The 19,116-nt window shown below is 64.3% G+C and carries 19 protein-coding genes; 10 read left to right on the top strand and 9 right to left on the bottom strand.

The window, feature by feature from the left end; genetic code table 11:
* The first annotated feature begins 16 nt into the window (after window positions 1–16).
* The 4 genes from rplI (at window position 17) to NFH97_RS04775 (ending at window position 3,132) form a co-directional block, all read left to right on the top strand.
* A complete protein-coding gene (gene rplI, locus NFH97_RS04790) occupies window positions 17–463 on the top strand; it encodes a 50S ribosomal protein L9 (protein WP_045992138.1) in 447 nt (148 codons plus the stop codon).
* A 209-nt stretch (window positions 464–672) separates the two neighbouring features.
* A complete protein-coding gene (gene dnaB, locus NFH97_RS04785; RefSeq protein WP_045992137.1) occupies window positions 673–2,061 on the top strand; it encodes a replicative DNA helicase in 1,389 nt (462 codons plus the stop codon).
* A 78-nt stretch (window positions 2,062–2,139) separates the two neighbouring features.
* Window positions 2,140–2,433 (top strand): hypothetical protein, encoded by a 294-nt coding sequence (locus NFH97_RS04780; protein WP_045992136.1) that lies wholly within the window; start codon window positions 2,140–2,142, stop codon window positions 2,431–2,433.
* A 396-nt stretch (window positions 2,434–2,829) separates the two neighbouring features.
* Window positions 2,830–3,132, top strand: coding sequence for a DUF6482 family protein (locus tag NFH97_RS04775; protein ID WP_045992135.1), 303 nt, complete (start codon window positions 2,830–2,832; stop codon window positions 3,130–3,132).
* Between the two features lie 141 nt (window positions 3,133–3,273).
* Here NFH97_RS04775 and NFH97_RS04770 read toward each other — a convergent pair whose 3' ends face one another.
* Both NFH97_RS04770 and NFH97_RS04765 read right to left on the bottom strand, forming a co-directional pair.
* Window positions 3,274–3,654, bottom strand: a complete 381-nt coding sequence (locus NFH97_RS04770; RefSeq protein WP_222568201.1) for a thiol-disulfide oxidoreductase DCC family protein — start codon at window positions 3,652–3,654, stop codon at window positions 3,274–3,276.
* Window positions 3,651–5,231 (bottom strand): cryptochrome/photolyase family protein, encoded by a 1,581-nt coding sequence (locus NFH97_RS04765; RefSeq protein WP_213228101.1) that lies wholly within the window; start codon window positions 5,229–5,231, stop codon window positions 3,651–3,653. Before NFH97_RS04765 ends, NFH97_RS04770 begins: the two co-directional genes overlap by 4 nt.
* 108 nt (window positions 5,232–5,339) lie before the next feature.
* Between NFH97_RS04765 and hemH the strand changes: the two genes are divergently transcribed.
* Window positions 5,340–6,410: a ferrochelatase gene (gene hemH, locus NFH97_RS04760; protein WP_108448054.1), complete on the top strand. Its 1,071-nt coding sequence runs from the start codon at window positions 5,340–5,342 to the stop codon at window positions 6,408–6,410.
* Between the two features lie 227 nt (window positions 6,411–6,637).
* Here hemH and NFH97_RS04755 read toward each other — a convergent pair whose 3' ends face one another.
* Genes NFH97_RS04755 through NFH97_RS04730 form a run of 6 tightly spaced genes read right to left on the bottom strand, consistent with a single transcriptional unit; the run spans window position 6,638 to window position 12,500 of the window.
* Window positions 6,638–7,021, bottom strand: coding sequence for a Na+/H+ antiporter subunit G (locus tag NFH97_RS04755; RefSeq protein ID WP_045992131.1), 384 nt, complete (start codon window positions 7,019–7,021; stop codon window positions 6,638–6,640).
* A gap of 15 nt (window positions 7,022–7,036) precedes the next feature.
* Window positions 7,037–7,306 (bottom strand): K+/H+ antiporter subunit F, encoded by a 270-nt coding sequence (locus NFH97_RS04750; protein WP_045992130.1) that lies wholly within the window; start codon window positions 7,304–7,306, stop codon window positions 7,037–7,039.
* Complete coding sequence (locus tag NFH97_RS04745; protein WP_045992129.1) at window positions 7,300–7,800, bottom strand: Na+/H+ antiporter subunit E; 501 nt, start codon at window positions 7,798–7,800, stop codon at window positions 7,300–7,302. Before NFH97_RS04745 ends, NFH97_RS04750 begins: the two co-directional genes overlap by 7 nt.
* On the bottom strand, window positions 7,797–9,305 hold the full coding sequence (locus NFH97_RS04740; protein ID WP_108448056.1) for a monovalent cation/H+ antiporter subunit D: 1,509 nt from the start codon (window positions 9,303–9,305) through the stop codon (window positions 7,797–7,799). Before NFH97_RS04740 ends, NFH97_RS04745 begins: the two co-directional genes overlap by 4 nt.
* Window positions 9,302–9,646 carry a Na+/H+ antiporter subunit C gene (locus NFH97_RS04735; RefSeq protein WP_045992127.1) on the bottom strand — a complete coding sequence of 115 codons (345 nt, stop codon included), beginning with the start codon at window positions 9,644–9,646 and terminating at the stop codon, window positions 9,302–9,304. Before NFH97_RS04735 ends, NFH97_RS04740 begins: the two co-directional genes overlap by 4 nt.
* A 1-nt stretch (window position 9,647) precedes the next feature.
* Window positions 9,648–12,500: a monovalent cation/H+ antiporter subunit A gene (locus NFH97_RS04730; protein WP_213228097.1), complete on the bottom strand. Its 2,853-nt coding sequence runs from the start codon at window positions 12,498–12,500 to the stop codon at window positions 9,648–9,650.
* 320 nt (window positions 12,501–12,820) lie between these two features.
* Between NFH97_RS04730 and NFH97_RS04725 the strand changes: the two genes are divergently transcribed.
* The 3 genes from NFH97_RS04725 (at window position 12,821) to rloA3 (ending at window position 16,358) form a co-directional block, all read left to right on the top strand.
* A complete protein-coding gene (locus tag NFH97_RS04725) occupies window positions 12,821–14,122 on the top strand; it encodes a DASH family cryptochrome (RefSeq protein ID WP_349624506.1) in 1,302 nt (433 codons plus the stop codon).
* A 220-nt stretch (window positions 14,123–14,342) separates the two neighbouring features.
* The gene (locus tag NFH97_RS04720; protein ID WP_348827617.1) at window positions 14,343–15,641 is read left to right on the top strand and encodes a lytic murein transglycosylase; all 1,299 of its coding nucleotides are present in this window, start codon (window positions 14,343–14,345) and stop codon (window positions 15,639–15,641) included.
* Window positions 15,642–15,779: 138 nt separating this feature from the next.
* Complete coding sequence (gene rloA3 / locus NFH97_RS04715) at window positions 15,780–16,358, top strand: retropepsin-like aspartic peptidase RloA3 (protein ID WP_045992177.1); 579 nt, start codon at window positions 15,780–15,782, stop codon at window positions 16,356–16,358.
* Between the two features lie 39 nt (window positions 16,359–16,397).
* Here the strand turns inward: rloA3 and NFH97_RS04710 are convergent, their stop codons facing one another.
* A complete protein-coding gene (locus NFH97_RS04710; protein WP_349624505.1) occupies window positions 16,398–17,111 on the bottom strand; it encodes a 16S rRNA (uracil(1498)-N(3))-methyltransferase in 714 nt (237 codons plus the stop codon).
* A gap of 119 nt (window positions 17,112–17,230) precedes the next feature.
* Here NFH97_RS04710 and phaR point away from each other — a divergent pair, with 119 nt between their 5' ends.
* The gene (gene phaR, locus NFH97_RS04705) at window positions 17,231–17,704 is read left to right on the top strand and encodes a polyhydroxyalkanoate synthesis repressor PhaR (RefSeq protein WP_045992122.1); all 474 of its coding nucleotides are present in this window, start codon (window positions 17,231–17,233) and stop codon (window positions 17,702–17,704) included.
* Window positions 17,705–17,806: 102 nt separating this feature from the next.
* A complete protein-coding gene (gene purD / locus NFH97_RS04700) occupies window positions 17,807–19,090 on the top strand; it encodes a phosphoribosylamine--glycine ligase (protein ID WP_045992121.1) in 1,284 nt (427 codons plus the stop codon).
* Window positions 19,091–19,116: the final 26 nt, after the last annotated feature.

The raw sequence follows: 19,116 nt of genomic DNA, 5'->3' as shown, positions 1-19,116 counted from the left end.
CATAGAGGTTTACGAGATGGAAGTCATTCTGCTCGACAACATTGGCAAGCTGGGCGGTCTCGGTGACAAGGTCACCGTCAAGCCTGGTTACGGCCGCAACTACCTGGTGCCCTACGGTCTCGCCGTACCGGCCACCAAGGACAACATCGCTGCCTTTGAAGCCCAGCGTGCCGAGCTCGAAGCTCAGGCCGCCGAGCGCAAGGCCGAAGCCGAAGCTCGCGCCGAGCAGCTCAACGACATCGAGCTGTCTCTGGTCGCCAAATCTGGCGACGAAGGCAAGCTGTTCGGTTCCATCGGTCCGCGTGACCTGGCCGAGGCGATCTCCAGCGCCGGTATCGACGTCGCCAAGAGCGAAGTCCGCATGCCGGAAGGCCCGATCCGCCAGACCGGCGAATACGACATCGTGCTGCACCTGCATGCCGACGTCGACGCCACCGTGCGCGTGGTGGTGGTGGCCGAGTAAGGTCGTCTCCCACGGCAGTGGCAAGGGCGCGGGAGTCACATCCCGCGCCCTTTTTTGTGGCTCGCGATCGCCCGCACGGGTGATCGTGCGACGGACCCGGCTTCGGGTAGACTAAGGCTTGTCTGGAGAGTGGCTGCGCTCGTCGACTTTTCGGACACAGCCTGGATCCAGTGGCATGGCGCCGTGAACAACAGCGAAGAGACAAGCGCATGAGTGACGTCCAGACCATCGATCGTGAAGCCGCGGCGCTGAAGGTTCCGCCGCACTCGGTGGAGGCCGAGCAGTCGGTGCTGGGTGGCCTGATGCTCGACAATCAGGCCTGGGACAATATCGCCGACCGGCTGGTGGCCGACGACTTCTATCGCTACGAGCATCGCCTGGTGTTCAACGCCATGGTGGCGCTGGCCGAGTCGAGCCGTCCGCTGGACGTGGTGACCCTGTCCGAGGCCCTGGAGGGGCGCGACCAGCTCGACACCGTGGGCGGGCTCGCCTACCTGGCGGAGCTGGCCCGCAACACTCCCTCGGCCAGCAATATCCGCGCCTATGGCGACATCGTGCGCGAACGCGCCACCCTGAGAAAGCTGATCCAGGCGGCCAACCAGATCGCCGACGGCGCCTTCAGCCCCAATGGGCGTCCTGCCGATGAGCTGGTCAACGAGGCCGAGCGGCTGGTGTTCCAGATCAGCGAGGACCGCCCCAAGGCCGGCGGCCCCATCGGCATGAGCGAGCTGCTGACCAAGGCCGTCGATCGCATCGACGAGCTGTTCAACATGAAAGGCGAGATGACCGGCCTGTCGACCGGCTTTCGCGATCTCGATGACATGACCTCCGGGCTGCAGCCCTCCGACCTGGTGATCGTCGCCGGCCGCCCGTCCATGGGCAAGACCACCTTCGCCATGAACCTGGTGGAGCACGCGGTGGTGTCCAGCGACAAGCCGGTGATGGTGTTCTCCATGGAGATGCCGGCGGACTCGATCATGCTGCGCATGCTGTCGTCACTCGGGCGTATCGACCAGACCCGAGTGCGCTCCGGTCAGCTCGAGGACGAGGACTGGCCGAGGTTGACCTCGGCGGTCAACCTGCTCAAGGACAAGCAACTGTTCATCGATGACACCGCTGCGCTGTCGCCCAACGAGATGCGCTCACGGGTGCGTCGCGTGGTGCGCGAGCACGGCAACCTGGCGATGATCATGATCGACTACCTGCAGTTGATGCAGGTGCCGGGGTTCGGTGACAACCGTACCGGCGAGATTTCGGAGATCTCGCGCTCGCTCAAGGGGCTTGCCAAGGAGTTCGGCTGCCCGGTGATTGCGCTGTCGCAGCTCAACCGCTCGCTGGAGCAGCGCCCCAACAAGCGTCCGGTGATGTCGGACCTGCGTGAATCCGGGGCCATCGAGCAGGACGCCGACCTGATCGGTTTCGTCTATCGTGATGAGGTCTACAACCCGGATAATCCCGACAACAAGGGGCTCGCCGAATTCATCATCGGCAAGCAACGTAATGGTCCCATCGGGACGGTGCACATGGCCTTTATCGGCAAGTACACCCGCTTCGAGGATCTGGCGCCGGACAGCTACGGTGATACCTTCGGCGAATAAACGTGCTTGAGCCTGACCGACGGGCTCGTATAATGCCGCCCCTTGCGATTTCGACAGACACAGTGAAGGAGACCTGACATGGCAGGCGGATTTCGACGCGGCAATCGCCGTCGCGCGCCCAAGCTGGAAGCCCGTGGCGAATTGACCTCGGTGGAACGGGAAGGCCCGTTCAAGGAATGGCTCGGCATGCCCGATCTGTATCGCTATCACCTGGTAGTGGACGGCGTGGACTACAGCTACCAGACAGAAGACTCCGAGCTGCCGGTGCAGATCGGCGACAAGGTGGTGTTTCGCTACAAGGAGACCAAGGCCGGCAATTGGGTCGACCGCAACTCCCTCGGCAAGGCCATCGATCCCTCCGACTACCAGTAGTCTCACCGCCGGATCCGTCGCCCGCGAGCATTCGTGTCGCGGGCCTTCGTTTTCCCTCCTTCAAGCTCTCCACTTCCTCCCGCAAAGGCGCTGCCTGCCGCTGAAGACCCCCTTTTCTCCGCCGCGATCATGGAGGTCGTTTAACCCGCTGTGCGCGCGAAACGGCCAATATGTATCCAGATCAGAGAAATTCTTCACACCGTCACGGGAATGTCACCCGAAGGGCCCAGGCTGTGCCATGATCAGAGAGTCACATGCGCGGCACAGGGAAATGAAACGAGCGTCATGGTCTGCCGAAATATCATCGGCACGCTCGTCGCCGTAGTGTCGTCACATAAGGAGGGCGGGGGCCACAGGACCCCCGTCGCGACAGGATGAAAAGAGGCGAAAGATACGATGGAAATTAATGATCTCAAGGCCTTTGTCGGCCGCCACGACAACTTCGAGATTCGCGTGATCGGCCATGCCGGCAGCCGTTTTTACCAGGTCGAACTGGAAGACGTGGAAGGTGCCCGCAAGATGCTCTGCCGCCGCGGCAAGCCGGTGTTGTTCCGCTCGCTGGACGACGTCTACCTGGAGCTCAAGCGTGCCGGTATCCACCGCGCCTACCTGGTCCAGCACGTGGCCCACGACGAGGTGATCGGTCGCGAGGCCCACTATGCCGAACCGCTGGCCTCACGTATGCCCCTGGTGTTTTGAGTGACATCGTTCCACACCACCCTGGTGCTGGAACCCTCTCGACGGCAGTCTCGCCGTCTCTGCCTTGCCACTGATGTACCCACGTTCACCGAACAAGTCCCTGGCGCAAGCTGCCAGGGCCCTTGGCGGTGTCGACCTGCCTTATCGCTTCCTTTGAGTCCCTGTTAGCCAGGGGCGCAGTCGGGCGAAGCCCAGATAGCCGATGTCCAGCAGTCCACGCAAACCGGGTACGCTGCTTAGCTGCACCCAACGGCGATGACCCAGCGTCGCGTACAATGCGCGAGTGGCATCCATGCCGATGAACCAGCGACCTGTGGCGTCGCGCAGGTGCAGCTTGCCCAGCATGTCATCGAAGCGCTGGCCCCAGGCCTCGGCGCAAAAATCGTCGTCGCGGACATCGATAAAGTGGATCAGCCGGCTGCGCGGATGCCGCCTCAGCCAGGCGATCTCCTTGCGGCATAGTGGGCACTGACCATCATGAAACAGCGCAAGCGGTGTGGCGAGTGTCTCGAACCGATTCATGGATTCGCTCCCTGAGGTCGATAGCCGTCGCGGTGGGGACCCTGACCGTAGCTCGGTTCGCATGCCAGGTTGTCGAGAAAGGACGTGGCCTGGCGGCGCATGGCGCTGCGCTTGTCATCGCTCATGCGGCGCAGCGAGCCATAGATCAGCTTCATGCGAGGATTGCTCGCCAGGGTGTCGGCGTGACGTTCGAGAAAGTCCCAGTAGAGGCTGTTGAAGGGACAGGCGTCTTCGCCCAGGGTCTTTTTCACGTCATAGCGACAGTGGCGGCAATGGTCAGACATCCGATCGATGTACTTGCCTGACGCACAGTAGGGCTTCGAGCCCATCAGTCCACCGTCGGCGTGCAACACCATGCCAAGCGTATTGGGCAATTCGACCCATTCGCAGGCGTCGGCGTAGACCGCCAGGTACCAGTCGCACAGGGCCTCGGGGCTGACGTCGCACAGCAGAGCAAAGTTGCCGGTCACCATCAGACGCTGGATATGGTGCGCGTAGGCGTTGTCCCGGGTCATGCCGATCGCGCGGGATAGACAGCGCATGCCGGTGTCACCGCTCCAGTAGAAGTGGGGCAGACCCCTGCGGGCCTGCAAGGCGTTATAGCCCTTGTAGTCCGGCATACGGGTCCAGTAGATGCCCCTGACGTACTCTCGCCAGCCGAGGATCTGGCGGATAAAACCTTCCACCGCATTGATCGGTGCATGCCCCTCGAGATAAGCGGTTTCGGCGGCCTCGCAGACCTCTCTCGGGCTGAGCAGGCCAAGGTTCATGGGAGCGGACAGGCGCGAGTGGAAGAGAAAGGGATCGCTGTCGCTGATGGCGTCCTGGACGTCACCGAAGCTCGGCAGCAGGTGATCGATGAAGTGTCTGAGATCGACCAGCGCCTGGCGTCGGGTGACCGGCCAGTGGAAGCCATCCAGACGACCGAAGTGTTCATCGAAGTGTTCCTCCACCAGTGTCAGCACCTCACGGGTCATGTCGTCGACGGTGTGGCGGGGAGGCTTGGGCAGCGTGTAGTGCTGGGGCAGGGGCCGTCGGTTGTCCTTGTCGAAGTTCCACTGGCCGCCCATGGGTTCATCGCCCTCCATCAGCAGGCCGGTGCGGCGACGCATCAGTCGATAGAAGCCCTCCATGCGAGGCTGCCGGCGATGGGACAACCAGTCGCCGAATTCACCAGGCGTGCAGTAGAAGCGGTCGTCCTCGACCCATTGCCAGGGTATCCCGCCCTGGCGGCGCTCCATGGCATCCAGCAGCCGCCATTCGCCGGGCCTTGTGGTGACAATCCGCGAACAGTCGTAGGCTTGCGCGAGGCGTTCCGCCTCCGCCAGCAGGCCATGGGCGTTGTCCGGATCATCGAGGGCGCTGTAGTGGACGCGATAGCCCTTGTCGCGAAGAGTGGCGGCGAAGTGGCGCATGGCCGACAGCATCATGGCGATCTTCTGAGGATGATGCGGCACGTAGCGGCCTTCCTCGGCGACCTCGCACAGCGCGACGACGTCGTCGTCGCCAGTGGTCTGCAAGAGTCCGAGGTCCAGGCTCAACTGGTCGCCGGTGATCAGGATCAAGGATCTGGACATGGGTTCACCAAAAATTGTACAAATCCTCTTCATAGTAACACTTCATTCGAGCCTGATACCCACCGGTGATAGGCTTTGTGCATTCGCTACCAAGAGGAAGTCACCTTCATGGATCAGTCCGTTCCCCCCTCAGTGGTGGAGGCCCATCGCCCGGAGCAGGCGCCGGTCGACCACCCCGCCGTCGCACGTGAAAAGATCGGCGTGCTGGTCGCCAACCTGGGTACGCCGGACGATACCGACTACTGGTCCATGCGCCGCTATCTCAGCGAATTTCTGTCGGACCAGCGGGTGGTCGACTATCCGCGCTGGCTCTGGCAGCCACTGCTGCAGTTGATCATCCTGAGTCGCCGGCCATTTGCTTCCGGGGCGGCCTATCGCAGCATCTGGAACACCGACAAGGACGAGAGTCCATTGCTGACCATCACCAGAAGCCAGAGCGAGAAGCTGTCGACGCGGCTGCGCGCTGAGCTGGGGGACTCGATCGAGGTCAGCTTCGGCATGCGCTACGGCAATCCTTCCACCGACAAGGCGCTCAAGGAGCTGGAGGAGAAGGGATGTCGGCGTATCCTGTTCTTCCCGCTGTATCCCCAGTACGGCTCGCCCACTACCGCCACCGCCTGCGATCAGTTCTTCCGTCAGCTGATGAAGCGCAAGTGGCAGCCATCGGTGCGAACGGTGCCGGCCTACTTCGACGAGCCGGGCTACATCGAGGCCCTGGCCGCCTCGGTCAGCGAACGCCTGGAGAACGAGACGCACCAGCCTTCGGTGGTGGTGGCGTCCTATCACGGCGTACCCAAGCGCTTTCTGGAGGAAGGCGACCCCTACTACTGTCAGTGCAGGAAGACCACTCGGCTGCTGCGCGAACGGCTGGGGCACGCCGAGGACGAAGTGGTCACCGCCTTCCAGTCCAAGTTCGGGCCTGAAGAATGGGTGGGCCCCGCCACCGTCGACAAGGTGGCGGAGCTGGCGCGTCAGGGACACAAGAGTATCGCCGTACTGTCCCCCGCCTTCAGCGCCGACTGCGTGGAGACCCTGGAAGAGATCGAGGAAGAGATCCGCGACGCCTTCATGGAGGCCGGCGGCGAGCACTTCATCTACATTCCGTGTCTCAACGATCGCGACGACCATATCGCGGTGCTGGCCGATATCGTCAAGCGCGAACTGGGCGGCTGGATCTGATCGCTCGGCCTTTCGCGCCACGATAGCCAGACACAGAACGGGCAGCCCATGGGCTGCCCGTTTCGTGTCTGGCTTGCATGATGCCCAGGCTTTGTACGAAAAGCCGGCGAGCGATGGTTAGACAAGGCAAAAATCGGTGAGAAAGCGCAGTTTACGAGGTGTAAATGAGCATTTTGACCTGATTTTTAACGCCGTATTACCGAGCGCAGGCACTTTTCGAACAAGCCTTAGTCTCGGTCGGGGTGGGGCACCGGCTTATCCCCAACCTCTTCCTCACGGAATTCGAGCGGCTTGCCGCGGGTCTTGTCCAGATACTTGAGGCGCTGGTGCAGGCCAGTCTTGGCCAGCATGTGGGCGCTTACCGGGGCGGTGATGAACAGGAACAGGGTGATCAGCATCTCCTGTAGGTGGGTGCCTTCCTGGGTGGCGCTGAAGTACACCATGGAGCCGGACAGGATGCAGCCCATGCCCAGGGTGGTGGCCTTGGTCGGGCCGTGCAGGCGCATGTAGAAGTCCCGCAGGTGGGCCATGCCCAGCGAGCCGATGAAGGCAAACAGCCCGCCGGCGATCAGCAGCACCGAGATCAGCCCCTCGAGAATGACGTAGAACATGGAATTCTCCCGAAGTTACTCGATGATATCGCCGCGCAGCAGATACTTGCAGACGGCAATGGTGCTGATGAAGCCGAGCAGCGCGATCAGCAGCGCGGCTTCGAAGTAGGTCTTGGAGTTGAGCCACACTCCCATCAGGATGATCAGGGCGATGGAGTTCACGTACATGGTATCCAGCGCCAGGATCCTGTCGGGCATGTCCGGGCCCACGGTCAGGCGAAACAGGTTCAGCAGCAGCGCCAGGCAGACCAGCGCCAAACTGATGGTCAAGGCGGTGTCTAGCATTCGAAGATCTCCTTCAGCGGCTGCTCGTAGCGTTCGCGGATGGTGCGGATCAGGGTCTGTTCGTCACGCACGTCCAGAGCGTGGATCAGCAGCGTCTTGCCGTCCATGCGCAGGTTGGCCGACACCGTCCCTGGGGTCAGGGTGATGGTGCTGGCCAGCAGGGTGATGGTGAATCGCTCCTCGAGCATCAGCGGATACTCGACGAAGTGGGGCCGAGTGCGGCGCCAGGGATTGATGATGATCCAGGCCACCTGCATGTTGGCCACCACGATGTCACCGATCACCCGGAAGAAGAAGCGCAGCAGTTTCCAGGGCTTCTTTACACCGGGCTGCATGTCCCAGAAGGGGTAGGTCAGCCAGGGGATGAGCACGGCCAGAAAGCCGCCAAGCAGCAGGTGACCGACCGAGACCGTGTTGACCAGCAACAGCCACACGACCAGCAGCAGCAGGCTGAGCAGCGGTGTCGGCAGTAGTGAGCGAGTGCGTCGGTTCATTGGGCGTCTCCCTGATCGATCAGAACGGCCTGAATCATCGGTTGCGGGTCGCTCAACTGTTCTGCGGTGGCCTCGGTGTAGCCGGCCAGGGGGCCGGCCAGGATCACCAGCAACGGCGACGATGCCAGCAGCCAGCCGGTGCCCGCCCACTGCCAGGGGGACAGCGAATCGCCGTCATCGCTGGCCTGGCTGCGCCAGAACAGGGTGGACCCTGCCCGCGACAGCGCCACGATGGCGCACAGGCCGGTGGCCAGCAGCAGAGGCCAGAACCAGAGACGTTGGGCGCTGTCGCCGGCGTTCATCAGCATGACCTTGCCCAGCGCCCCGGACAGCGGGGGCAGGCCCGCCACCGCCATGGACCCGATCAGGAACATCAGGCCCAGCGCCGTGGCGTTGCGCGGTATCCGGCCGCGCACCAGGCGGGTACCGGCCTTGCCACGCTGGACGCCGATCATGTCCGCCAGCAGGAACAGCCCGCCGGTGACCAGGGTGGTGTGCACCAGATAGAACAGGAGGCCCGACACCGCCTCGGGGGAGCGCATGCCGACGCCGGCGAGCAGGGTGCCCACCGACACCAGTACCAGATAGGCCACCAGCAGACGCAGGTCGCGGGCGGCCAGCACGCCGACACCGGCAATCGCCAGGGTGCCGAGCGAAAGCCACCACACCCAGCTCTGCTCAAGCGCCTCCAGGGGACCTGCCTGGTCGCCGAAGACCAGCCAGTAGACCCGCAGGATGGCGTAGACGCCGATCTTGGTCATCACCGCAAACAGGGCGGCCACCGGCGGCGGCGCGCTGGCGTAGGCCCGCGGGAGCCAGAAATACAGTGGCAGTACCGCCGCCTTGAGGCCAAATACCACCAGCAGCAGCAGAGCGCCGGCGACGACCATGCCCTGACGCTCTCCCGGCAGCTGACTCACCGCCTGGGCCATGTCCGCCATGTTGAGGGTGCCGGTGGCCCCGTACAGCAGACCCACGGCGAACAGGAACAGCGCCGATCCCGCCAGGTTGAGCACGGCGTAGTGCACCGCCGACTGGATGCGCGCCTTGCCACCACCGTGGACCAGCAGGGCGTAGGAGGCCAGCAGCAGCACCTCGAAGAACACGAACAGGTTGAACAGGTCGCCGGTCAGGAAGGCGCCGTTGATTCCCATCAGTTGGAGCTGGAACAGGCCGTGGAAGTTGCTGCCCTTCTCGTCGTCGCCGCCGCAGGCGAACAGCACCGCACCAACCGCCAGCATCGAGGTCACGAACAGCATCAGCGCCGATAGCCGGTCCAGCACCATGATGATGCCGAAGGGCGGCTGCCAGTTGCCCAGGGCGTAGTACTGGATCTCGCCGCTGGCCGCCTGGCGCAGCAGCATCACGCTGATCACCAGCAGCGCCAGGGTGGTGGCAAGGCCGAGACCACGCTTGAGCGTGGCATTGCCGAATCGGGTCAGCAGCAGCGCCACCGCTGCTGCCAGCGGCAGCACGATGGGCATCACGATCAGGTGGGACATCAGCGTCGCTCCTCCTTGTCCTCGGCCTTGCGCCCGTCCACGTGGTCATTGCCCATGTCGCCCCGTGCACGCATCGCCAGGATCACCGCGAAGGCGGTCATGGCGAAGCCAATGACGATGGCGGTCAGCACCAGCGCCTGGGGCAGCGGATCGCTGTAGTCGCTCTTGCCGTCGATGATGGCGGAACCACCGGTGGTCAGTCCGCCCATGGAGAACAGAAAGAGGTTGGTGGCGTAGGAGAGAAGCGTCAGACCGACCACCACTGGGAAGGTTCGGCCGCGCAGCATCAGATACAGGCCACTGGCGGCGAGCACGCCGGTCGTTATGGCATAGAGCATTTCCATGTCACACGGTCTCCTTGCCGTCGGGGGTGGGGTCGTCGGTGCGGTGCAGGCCGCGTTCCGTCGCGTCATGGTCTTCCTTGGCCGGACGGTGGGGGGTGGTCACCTTGCCCAGGTTGGCCAGGATCATCAGGGTCGCACCGACCACCGCCAGATAGACACCGAGATCGAACAGCATCGCGGTGGCCAGTTCGATATCGCCGATCAGCGGGATATGGAAATGGCCGAAGGACGAGGTCAGGAAGGGTGCGCCGAACAGCCAGCTGCCGAAGCCAGTCAGGGCGGCGACACCGACGCCGAGGATCGCCACCGGCTGGTAGGGGAAGTCGAGACGCTTCTGGGTCCAGGCAACGCCCCGGGCCATGTACACCAGGATCAATCCCACCGCGGTGATCAGGCCGGCGATAAAGCCGCCACCGGGCTGGTTGTGGCCGCGCAGGAAGATGAACACCGACACCAGCAGTGCCAGCGGCAGTACCGTCTGGGAGATGGTGGTCAGAATCATCGGGTAGCGGTCCGGTGCCCAGATGCGTCCCTCGCTGTCGCTGTGAGGCATGAACAGGCGCAGACGGTTGAGCAGCTTGAAGATGGCGAGACCGGCGATCGCCAGCACCGTGATCTCGCCCAGGGTGTCGAAGCCACGGAAGTCGACCAGGATGACATTGACCACATTGTGGCCGCCGCCGCCGGGCACGCTGTTGTCGAGGAAGAAGTCCGAGATGCTTTCGGTGTCGCGGGTCAACACGGTGTAGTTGAGTCCGGCGATCACTCCGCCCAGTCCGGTACACAGCACCAGGTCGCGCAGCGCCCGCGCCGGGGTGGATTCCCGAGGGGTCTTCTGGGGCAGGAAGAACAGCGCCAGCATCAGCAGGATCATGGTGACCACCTCGACCGATAGCTGGGTCAACGCCAGGTCCGGTGCCGAGAAGCGGGCAAAGGTCAGTGATACCAGCAGGCCCACCACCGACAGCATCAGCAGCGAGATCAGACGATGGCGATGGGTAATGGCGGTGCCAATGCCGGTGAACACCAGCAGCAGGGCGCCGACTAGCAGCACGCTGTCCACCGGTTGGTTGCCCTTGGCCCCGGTCAGGGTATCCATCTGGGCCAGACCGATGGCGCCGACCACCAGGGAGGCGGTCAGCAGCAGGGTCATGAAGCGCTGCAGCGAGGCGTTGTCGACGCATTCGGTGATGCGCTCGGCGCGATCGCCGATGCACTGGATGACACCCTCGAAGATACGGCTGGCATCACGCGGCGGGAAGTCCCGCACGAACTGGCGAATCTTGCGATGCAGGATATAGGTGATGACGCCGGCGACCAGGGCCACGGCGCTCATCGCCAGCGGCAGGTTGAAGCCGTGCCACAGGGCCAGGTGGAACTCCAGCGGCTCGAGCAGCACCGCCTCGACCGCAGGCGCCATCAGCCAGGTGGCCATCAGCGCCGGGAACAGGCCGACCAGGATACACAGCACCGCCAACAGCTCCGCCGGAGCTCGCATCAGATGGGGCGGCTCGTGCGGCGTCTTGGGCGGCGCGTGGCGCGGAGGGGAGAAGAACACCGCGTGGACCAGCCGCGCGGAATAGGCCACCGACAGCACGCCGCCAATGGTGGCCAGTACCGGCAGCACCAGGCTGAGGCCGCCGAAGGCGTGGGTTTCGAGGGCCTCGGTGAAGAACATTTCCTTGGAGATGAAGCCATTGAACAGCGGCACGCCCGCCATGGCGGCGCCGGTGATGCTCATCACCACGCAGGTGACCGGCATCGCCTTGGCCAGTTTGCCCAGCCGGGCCAGGTCGCGGGTGCCGGCCTCATGGTCGATGATCCCCGAACACATGAACAGTGCGGCCTTGAAGGTGGCGTGGTTGAGGATATGAAACAGCGCCGCCAGCACCGCCATGGGACTGCCGATGCCCAGCAGTACGGTGATCAGGCCCAGATGGCTGACGGTGGAGAACGCCAGGATACCCTTGAGATCCGCCTTGATCAGAGCAAACCAGGCGGCATACACCATGGTGACGATACCGATCACGGTCACGATGGCCGACCACAGCTCGCTGCCGGCGATGGCGGGATGCAGGCGCGCCATCAGGAAGATCCCCGCCTTGACCATGGTGGCGGAGTGCAGGTACGCAGACACCGGAGTCGGTGCCGCCATGGCATGGGGAAGCCAGAAGTGGAACGGGAACTGGGCGGACTTGGCGAAGGCGCCGAGCAGCACCAGGACCAGCATCAGCGGGTAGCGCGGGTCGGCCAGGATCGTCTCGCCGCTTTCCAGCACCACCTGCATGTCGAGACTGCCGACGATATCGCCCAGCAGCAGAAAGCCCGCCAGCAGGGCGAGGCCACCGGCGCCGGTGACCGTCATCGCCATGCGCGCGCCCTTGCGCGCCTCCGAGCGGTGTGACCAGAAACCGATCAGCAGGAAGGATGACAGGCTGGTCAACTCCCAGAAGAACCACAGCACCAGCAGGTTGTCGGCCATGGCGATGCCCACCATGGAGGCCATGAACAGGATCAGGTAGGCGTAGAAGCGGGCGTAGTTCTCGCTGGCGTCCAGATAGTAGTGGGCGTACAGGATGATCAGCAGGCCGATGCCCAGGATCAGCACATTGAACAGCAGTGACAGGCCATCGAGGCGAAAGGCCAGGTCCAGCCCCAGTTGGGGCACCCAACTCAGGGAGACCCGAGGGATATCCCCGGCACCCAGGGCGGGTAGCTGGGCCAGGGTCATGGCCAGGGCAATGGCGGGAAGGACCGCCGTGGCGAGGGTGCAAAGAGGGCGGCCTCTAGATCCGGTCAATGCGGGGACCAGCACACCGAGAAGGGGGAGCAAGGGAATCCATAGCAAAGTCATCTGTCGGTCATCCTGCCTGTCCTTGAACGTGGTGAGCGCCGCGATGGTCTGAAAACACGAGCCCTCACAATGCCTTGGCCTACCGCCAGGGGTGTTGATCAGCTCACCCTGAAGCGCCGACCCACTTTACCCGAAAGATGGACGGACCGCTGCCCCGTGCGGATTCAACGTGATAGCCGTAGGCGCTCTAAAAATTGTACATGTAGTGTACAAGGCCTATATATTATCGCTATGCAGTAGGGCAATGCCTCCGTCGGTAGCGCACGATCTGTGCCCACGGGGCGCGTGCCGCGAATCCTCAGGCCTGTCGGGAGCGTGACATGGAAACAGAGCTGGTGTGGTTGCGTGGGGAACTGCGGCTGGCCGACAACCCCTTGCTGGACATCGCGCCCTCGGTCAGCGAGCGCCTGGTGGTGTTCGTGATCGACGAGGCGCTGCTTGATGGCACATCGGCAGACGGCGTGGCCGGTATCGGCGCTCGTCGGCTGCGCTTTCTGTGGCAGTGTCTCAAGGAGTTGCGTGGGACGCTGTTGAAGAAGGGTAGCGACCTGCTGGTGGCGGTGGACGAGCCGGTGTCGCTGGTCGCCCGGCTGGCCGAGCAGTATCAGGTGACACGGGTGGTGGCCAGCGAGGCAGCAGGCGGGGACGACCAGCTTGAGCGTCTGGCACGCTGCCTGCCAAGGCAGTGTCGACTGGAGCGTCGTGGTGCGGGCACGCTGTGGACGTCGCAGACGTTGCCGATGACGTTGGATGAGGTACCGGCAAGCTGGTCGGCTTTCCGGCGTCGTCTCGGCGAGGCGTCTCCTCGAAGCCACAGTCGTCCGGCCCCGGCGACGCAGCCGGCGTGGCCGGAGCGAGCGCCGCGCGGACTGCCCTCGTTGCAGCGATTGTCACGCGAAGCGGACGCCTTGAACGACGCGCCCGACAGCGCCGGGCTTGCCTTTGCGGGCGGTGAAGCGCCCGCCTGGCAGCGTCTCGACGACGTCGTGTGGGAGTCCGATTTGCTGGCGACCTATCAGCAGACGCGCAATGGTTTGATCGGCGCTGGCTTTTCGTCCCGTCTATCGCCCTGGCTGGCGCTTGGCTGTGTGTCGGCGACCCAGGTCCTCGAAGCACTGAGAGAATGGGAAGACCGGCGGGGTGCCAACGCATCATCTCGCCACTTCTATCACGAGTTGTTATGGCGCGAGTACTTCCACTGGGCGGCACGCCAGGAAGGCAAAGCGCTGTTCGGCGATCCCCCATCATCGCCGGGGCAGGCATTCGAGTGCTGGCGCCTGGGCGCTACCGGGCAGCCGCTGATCGATGCAGCCATGCGTGAGTTGTCGGTCAGCGGCTGGCTCTCCAATCGAGCGCGTCAGCTCGTCGCCAGCTACCTGGTACACGATCTCGGGGAGGACTGGCGCCACGGCGCCGCCTGGTTCGAACGCTGTCTGATCGACCATGACGTCGCCAGCAACTGGGGCAACTGGAAGTACATCGCAGGAGTGGGCCGCAACGCCAAACCCAGGATCTTCGATATCGACGAACAGAGCCGGCGCTACGACCCCGATGAACGCTATGTCCGCCACTGGAAGGAGGTGAGCTTGCAGCCGTCTTCCTACGAGGCACTGGGGCATTGAGGCACTGGGGCATTGAGGCACCGGTGTAGGGAAGAACGAGCGATGCCCTGTTCACTACGTTGTTCGACCTACCGTATGAGGTCTCTTGCCCCTGCGGGTGGCTCTCACCTTGGTGGTAGTGGTGCCACATCTTGCGATGCTCTGGCGGCCTGACTGGCTGGTATGACAGCGGGTCCTGGGTCATCATGCCCGCATATTGATCGCCAAGGATTGCTTCATCATGCTGACCCGATTGTTCCCCGCCCTTCTCGTGGTGACCCTGGCCGGTTGCCAGAGTACCTCCGCCGCCCCCTCCGGCGATGCCGCGGCCGGTACCAATGCCAGTGCTGGTGCAAGCGTCACCGCCAGCGCCAGTGGCGAAGCGTCTGGGCAGGCCGCCCCTGCCGCCGCTACAGCCGAGCCCCAGAGCTTCGATCAGTGGCTGGCCGGCTTTCGTGATCAGGCGCGTGCAGAAGGCATCAGCGAAGCGACCCTGGCGCGCGCGCTGGATGGCCTGCGCTACCGTCCCCGGGTGATCGAACTCGACGGCTCCCAGCCGGAGTTCGTGCGCCCGATCTGGCAATACCTGGATACCGCGGTCTCCAACGCCAGGGTGACCCAGGGGCGTGACAAGCTCGCCGCCAATCGCGCTGCGGCCGACCGCGCCGAGGCCGACTACGGTGTGCCCGCCGAGGTCCTTACCGCCATCTGGGGTATCGAGAGCAACTACGGCCAGAACTTCGGTGACTTCTCGACCCTGGAGGCACTGGCGACCCTGGCCTATGACGGTCGGCGCCGAGACTTTGCACGCGGTGAACTGATGGCAGCGCTCGAGATCATCGACGCCGGCGATATCACACCGCAGCGCATGAAGGGCTCCTGGGCGGGGGCGATGGGCCACACCCAGTTCATTCCTTCCAGTTTCGTGGCCTACGCCAAGGACGGAGACGGCGACGGTCGCCGTGATATCTGGGCGAGTATCCCCGACGTCATGGCGTCGACTGCCAACTATCTGGATCGTGCCGGTTGGCGTCAGGGCGAGCCCTGGGGTGTCGAGGTGCAACTGCCGTCCGGGTTCGACTACGCCCAGACCGAGCTCGATACCCGCAAGAGCGCCTCGGCCTGGGCCGGCCTGGGTGTGAGCCCGCTGGGCGGTGGCGATCTGCCGGCCTTCGATGAGGCGTCGGTGATCACTCCTGCCGGCGCGCGTGGTCCTGCTTTCCTGGTGGGACCGAACTTCCGCGCCATTCTGCGCTACAACAACGCCACCAGCTACGCCCTGGCGGTGGCCTCGCTGAGCGACCGTATCGCCGGGCGCGCCGGCATCGAGGGTGGCTGGCCTCGTGACGAGCAACCGCTCTCTCGTACTCAGGTGAAGACGCTGCAGTCGCGGCTTCAGGCGCTTGGCTACGAGGTGGGAACCCCGGACGGCATCATGGGTCCCAATACCCGGGCAGGGTTGCGCGCCTGGCAGCGCGACCAGGGGCTGGTGCCCGACGGTTTCGCCACGCTCAACCTGCTCGAACGCCTGAGCCACTGAGCGATCAATCAGCCCTGAAAACATCAAGGCGGCCCCTGACTCAGGGGCCTGACGTATCGGCGTCCGGCGGGACGCCCTCCACATGGAAATGGCACGATGACTCTCTGGAATCGATGGCTGTCGGGCCCCGCCCGACGGATGGCGCTGGCGGCGCTTCCCCTGTGCATGGCGCCGGCCGGCGGCGCCCTGGCCGATGACGGCCCTGACGTCTTTGGCTGGGTCGAGATGGCGACCCTGGAGCCCTGGGACGTCGAAGTGAAGGCAAAGCTGGACAGCGGGGCGCTGACGTCTTCGCTGGATGCCCGGGATATCGAGCGCTTCGACAAGGAAGGCGAGCCCTGGGTGCGTTTCGCCCTCGAGCTCGAGGACGAGGAGACCGGCGAGACCTTCAAGAAGCAGCTCGAACGCCCGCTCTATCGCGACATGACGGTGCGCGGGGCCGGCGGTCGCGACGAGCGCCTGGTGGTGTTGATGGAGGTGTGCATGGGGGACACCATCCACGAGGAGCAGTTCAGCCTGCGCAACCGGGAAGAGATGAACTACCCGATGCTGCTGGGGCGCCGTACCATCGGTGAGCTCGGGCTGCTGGACGTGCGCGAGACCTTCATGATCGAGCCGAGTTGCGACGAGAACTCTCCGGTCATCGAGCATGAGGGAGAGGGCGAGTACGGCACCAACAAGGATGACGGTGCCGATGACGAGGACAGCGAGAGCTGATACGTCGATGGCACCGCTGGTGTGGTCTACAGGGTTGGCCTAGAACAGCCTGGACAGTAGCGCGGTCACCGCGGTTTCTACCCGCAGGATGCGCTCGCCCAGGTGGATGCCCTCGCAGCCTGCCGCCAGCATCTGTTCCACCTCCCATTCGATGAAGCCGCCCTCGGGGCCGACCAGCAGGGTCACGGGCTCGGTCAGGCCTCGAGGGCAGGCATTCGCCATCCCGGGGTGCGCCAACAGGCCCCGCCGTCCCTCCAGCAGGGACGGCAGACGGTCCTCGACGAAGGGCCGAAAGCCCCGCGCCGTGTCCACCACCGGCAGCGCAGTATCGCGGGCCTGCTCCAGGCCAAGCACCAGGTGCTGGTGGATCTTGGCGGGATCGAGTTCGGGGGACTGCCAGTAGCTCTTCTCCACCCTGCGGCTATGCAGCAACGTGATGCGCTTCACCCCCAGCGCGGTGGCATGCTCTATGCTTCTTGCCAGCATGCGTGGGCGAGGCAGCGCCAGCACCAGGTGCACCGGCAGCGCCGCGGGCGGAGCCTGATCGAGCCCGGAAACGTCGAAGCAGGCCTCATCGTCCGTCAGCGACACGAGCTGACCGCGGCCCAGCGGGCCGTTCTCCAGTCCCAGGGTCATCACGTCGCCCTGGCGGGCGCGGTGGACCTGGCGCAGGTGGGCCAGGCGCCGGGGGTCGCGGACCCGTGCCAACCCGGCGTCATCGACGTCGTTCCGGGTGAGAAGTATCAGATTCATGGAGCCTCGAGTACCGGTTTGTCTTGCAAGGGCCGTGTCGCGGTGCAAAATGGATGCGAATGAAGCCGAGGATCTGCAGCTGCAGTCCCTGGGCTTCCCACGAACAAAGGAGCAGCGCCGTGCGCGTGATTCGCAAGTATGCCAATCGCCGGCTCTATGATACCGAACAGAGCCGCTATGTAACGCTCGAGGATCTACGAAGCCTGATTCTCGAGGAAGTGCCTTTCCGTGTGGAAGATGCCAAGAGTGGCGAGGACCTGACGCGTACCATTCTGCTGTCGATCATCATCGAGCAGGAGCAGGCCGACAGCGACGCCGAGGTGTTCTCCAATGACCTGCTGCAACAGCTGATTCGGGTGTACGCCATGTCTCAGCCGCTGCCCCTGGCGCGCTACCTGGAGCAGGGCACCCGGTTGATGATGGAGCAGCAGAAGAAGATGCAGGATCAGTGGCAGCAGGCCATGCGGCATTCGCCGATGGAGCTGATGCGCGAGCTGGCCGAGGAAAACATGCGTTTCTGGCAGAACACCATCAGCCAGGGCGGAACCAGCCAGGGCGGGACCACCAAGGACGACGACGAGCGTTCCTCCTGACCCTCCCACGCCCGGCTCTGATGGAGAGAGGCCAGGAGGGCGAGAGCGGGCTTTTTCTGCCATAATGCCGCCTCATTTGGTACTCGAAAGGTAGTTGAGCGGATGAAGGTCCTGATCATCGGCGGCGGTGGCCGCGAACATGCCCTGGCCTGGAAGGTCGCCCAGTCGTCCAGCGTCTCCTCGGTCTTCGTGGCGCCAGGCAATGCCGGCACCGCACGGGAGGCGGGACTGACCAACGTCGATATCGCGGTATCCGACCTCGACGGGCTGGTGGACTTTGCCCGGCGCGAGAGCGTCGGCCTGACCATCGTGGGCCCCGAGGCGCCGCTGGTCGAGGGAGTGGTGGATCGTTTTCGTGATGCCGGGCTCGCGATCTTCGGCCCGACCCAGGGCGCTGCCCAGCTCGAGGGATCCAAGTCCTTTACCAAGGACTTTCTGGCTCGCCACGCCATTCCCACCGCTGACTACAGCACCTTCACCGCCGTGGAACCGGCGCTGGCCTATCTGCGGGACAAGGGCGCACCCATCGTCATCAAGGCCGACGGCCTGGCGGCGGGCAAGGGCGTCATCGTGGCCATGACCGAGGCCGAGGCCGAGGCGGCGGTGCGCGACATGCTCGAAGACAACGCCTTCGGTGATGCCGGTGCTCGTGTCGTGATCGAGGAATTCCTCGAAGGTGAGGAAGCCAGCTTTATCGTCATGGTGGATGGCGAGTCCATCGTGCCCATGGCCACCAGCCAGGACCACAAGCGGGTGGGCGAGGGCGACACCGGCCCCAACACCGGCGGCATGGGCGCCTATTCGCCGGCACCTGTGGTCACCGACAGCGTCTACCAGCGCATCATGGACGAGGTGATTCGCCCCACGGTGCGTGGCATGGCCGACGAAGGGCATCCTTATACCGGCTTCCTCTACGCCGGGCTGATGATCACCGACGCGGGTGAACCCAAGGTGATCGAGTACAACTGCCGCTTCGGCGACCCCGAAACCCAGCCGATCATGATGCGCCTGCAGAGCGATCTGGCCGAGCTGTGTCTGGCCGGCGCCGAGGGTCGCCTGTCCGGTCACGATTGCCGCTGGGACCCGCGTCCGGCCATCGGTGTGGTGATGGCCGCCGAAGGCTACCCCGGCAGCTACCGCAAGGGCGACGTGATCAGCGGAGGCGACAGTGCCGAGGCCCTGGGCGTCAAGGTCTTCCACGCCGGCACCGCGGAAAAGGATGGCCAGGTGGTCACCTCCGGCGGACGAGTGTTGTGCGTGACCGCCCTCGGTCAGGATCTTGGCGAGGCTCGGGAGCTGGCCTACCGCGGGGTCAAGACGGTGAGTTTCGAAGGCGCCTTCTGGCGTTCGGACATCGCCCACCGCGCCATGGCCCGGCAGTCCTGATCGTCGGGTACCGGTCTGGCTTGCCC

Origin of the sequence: Halomonas sp. SCS19, from assembly GCF_040147015.1 — a bacterium.
Taxonomy (GTDB): Bacteria; Pseudomonadota; Gammaproteobacteria; order Pseudomonadales; family Halomonadaceae; genus Halomonas; species Halomonas litopenaei.
Note: the sequence above shows the minus strand (reverse complement) of the source record. Positions and strands in the feature narration are given on the sequence as shown.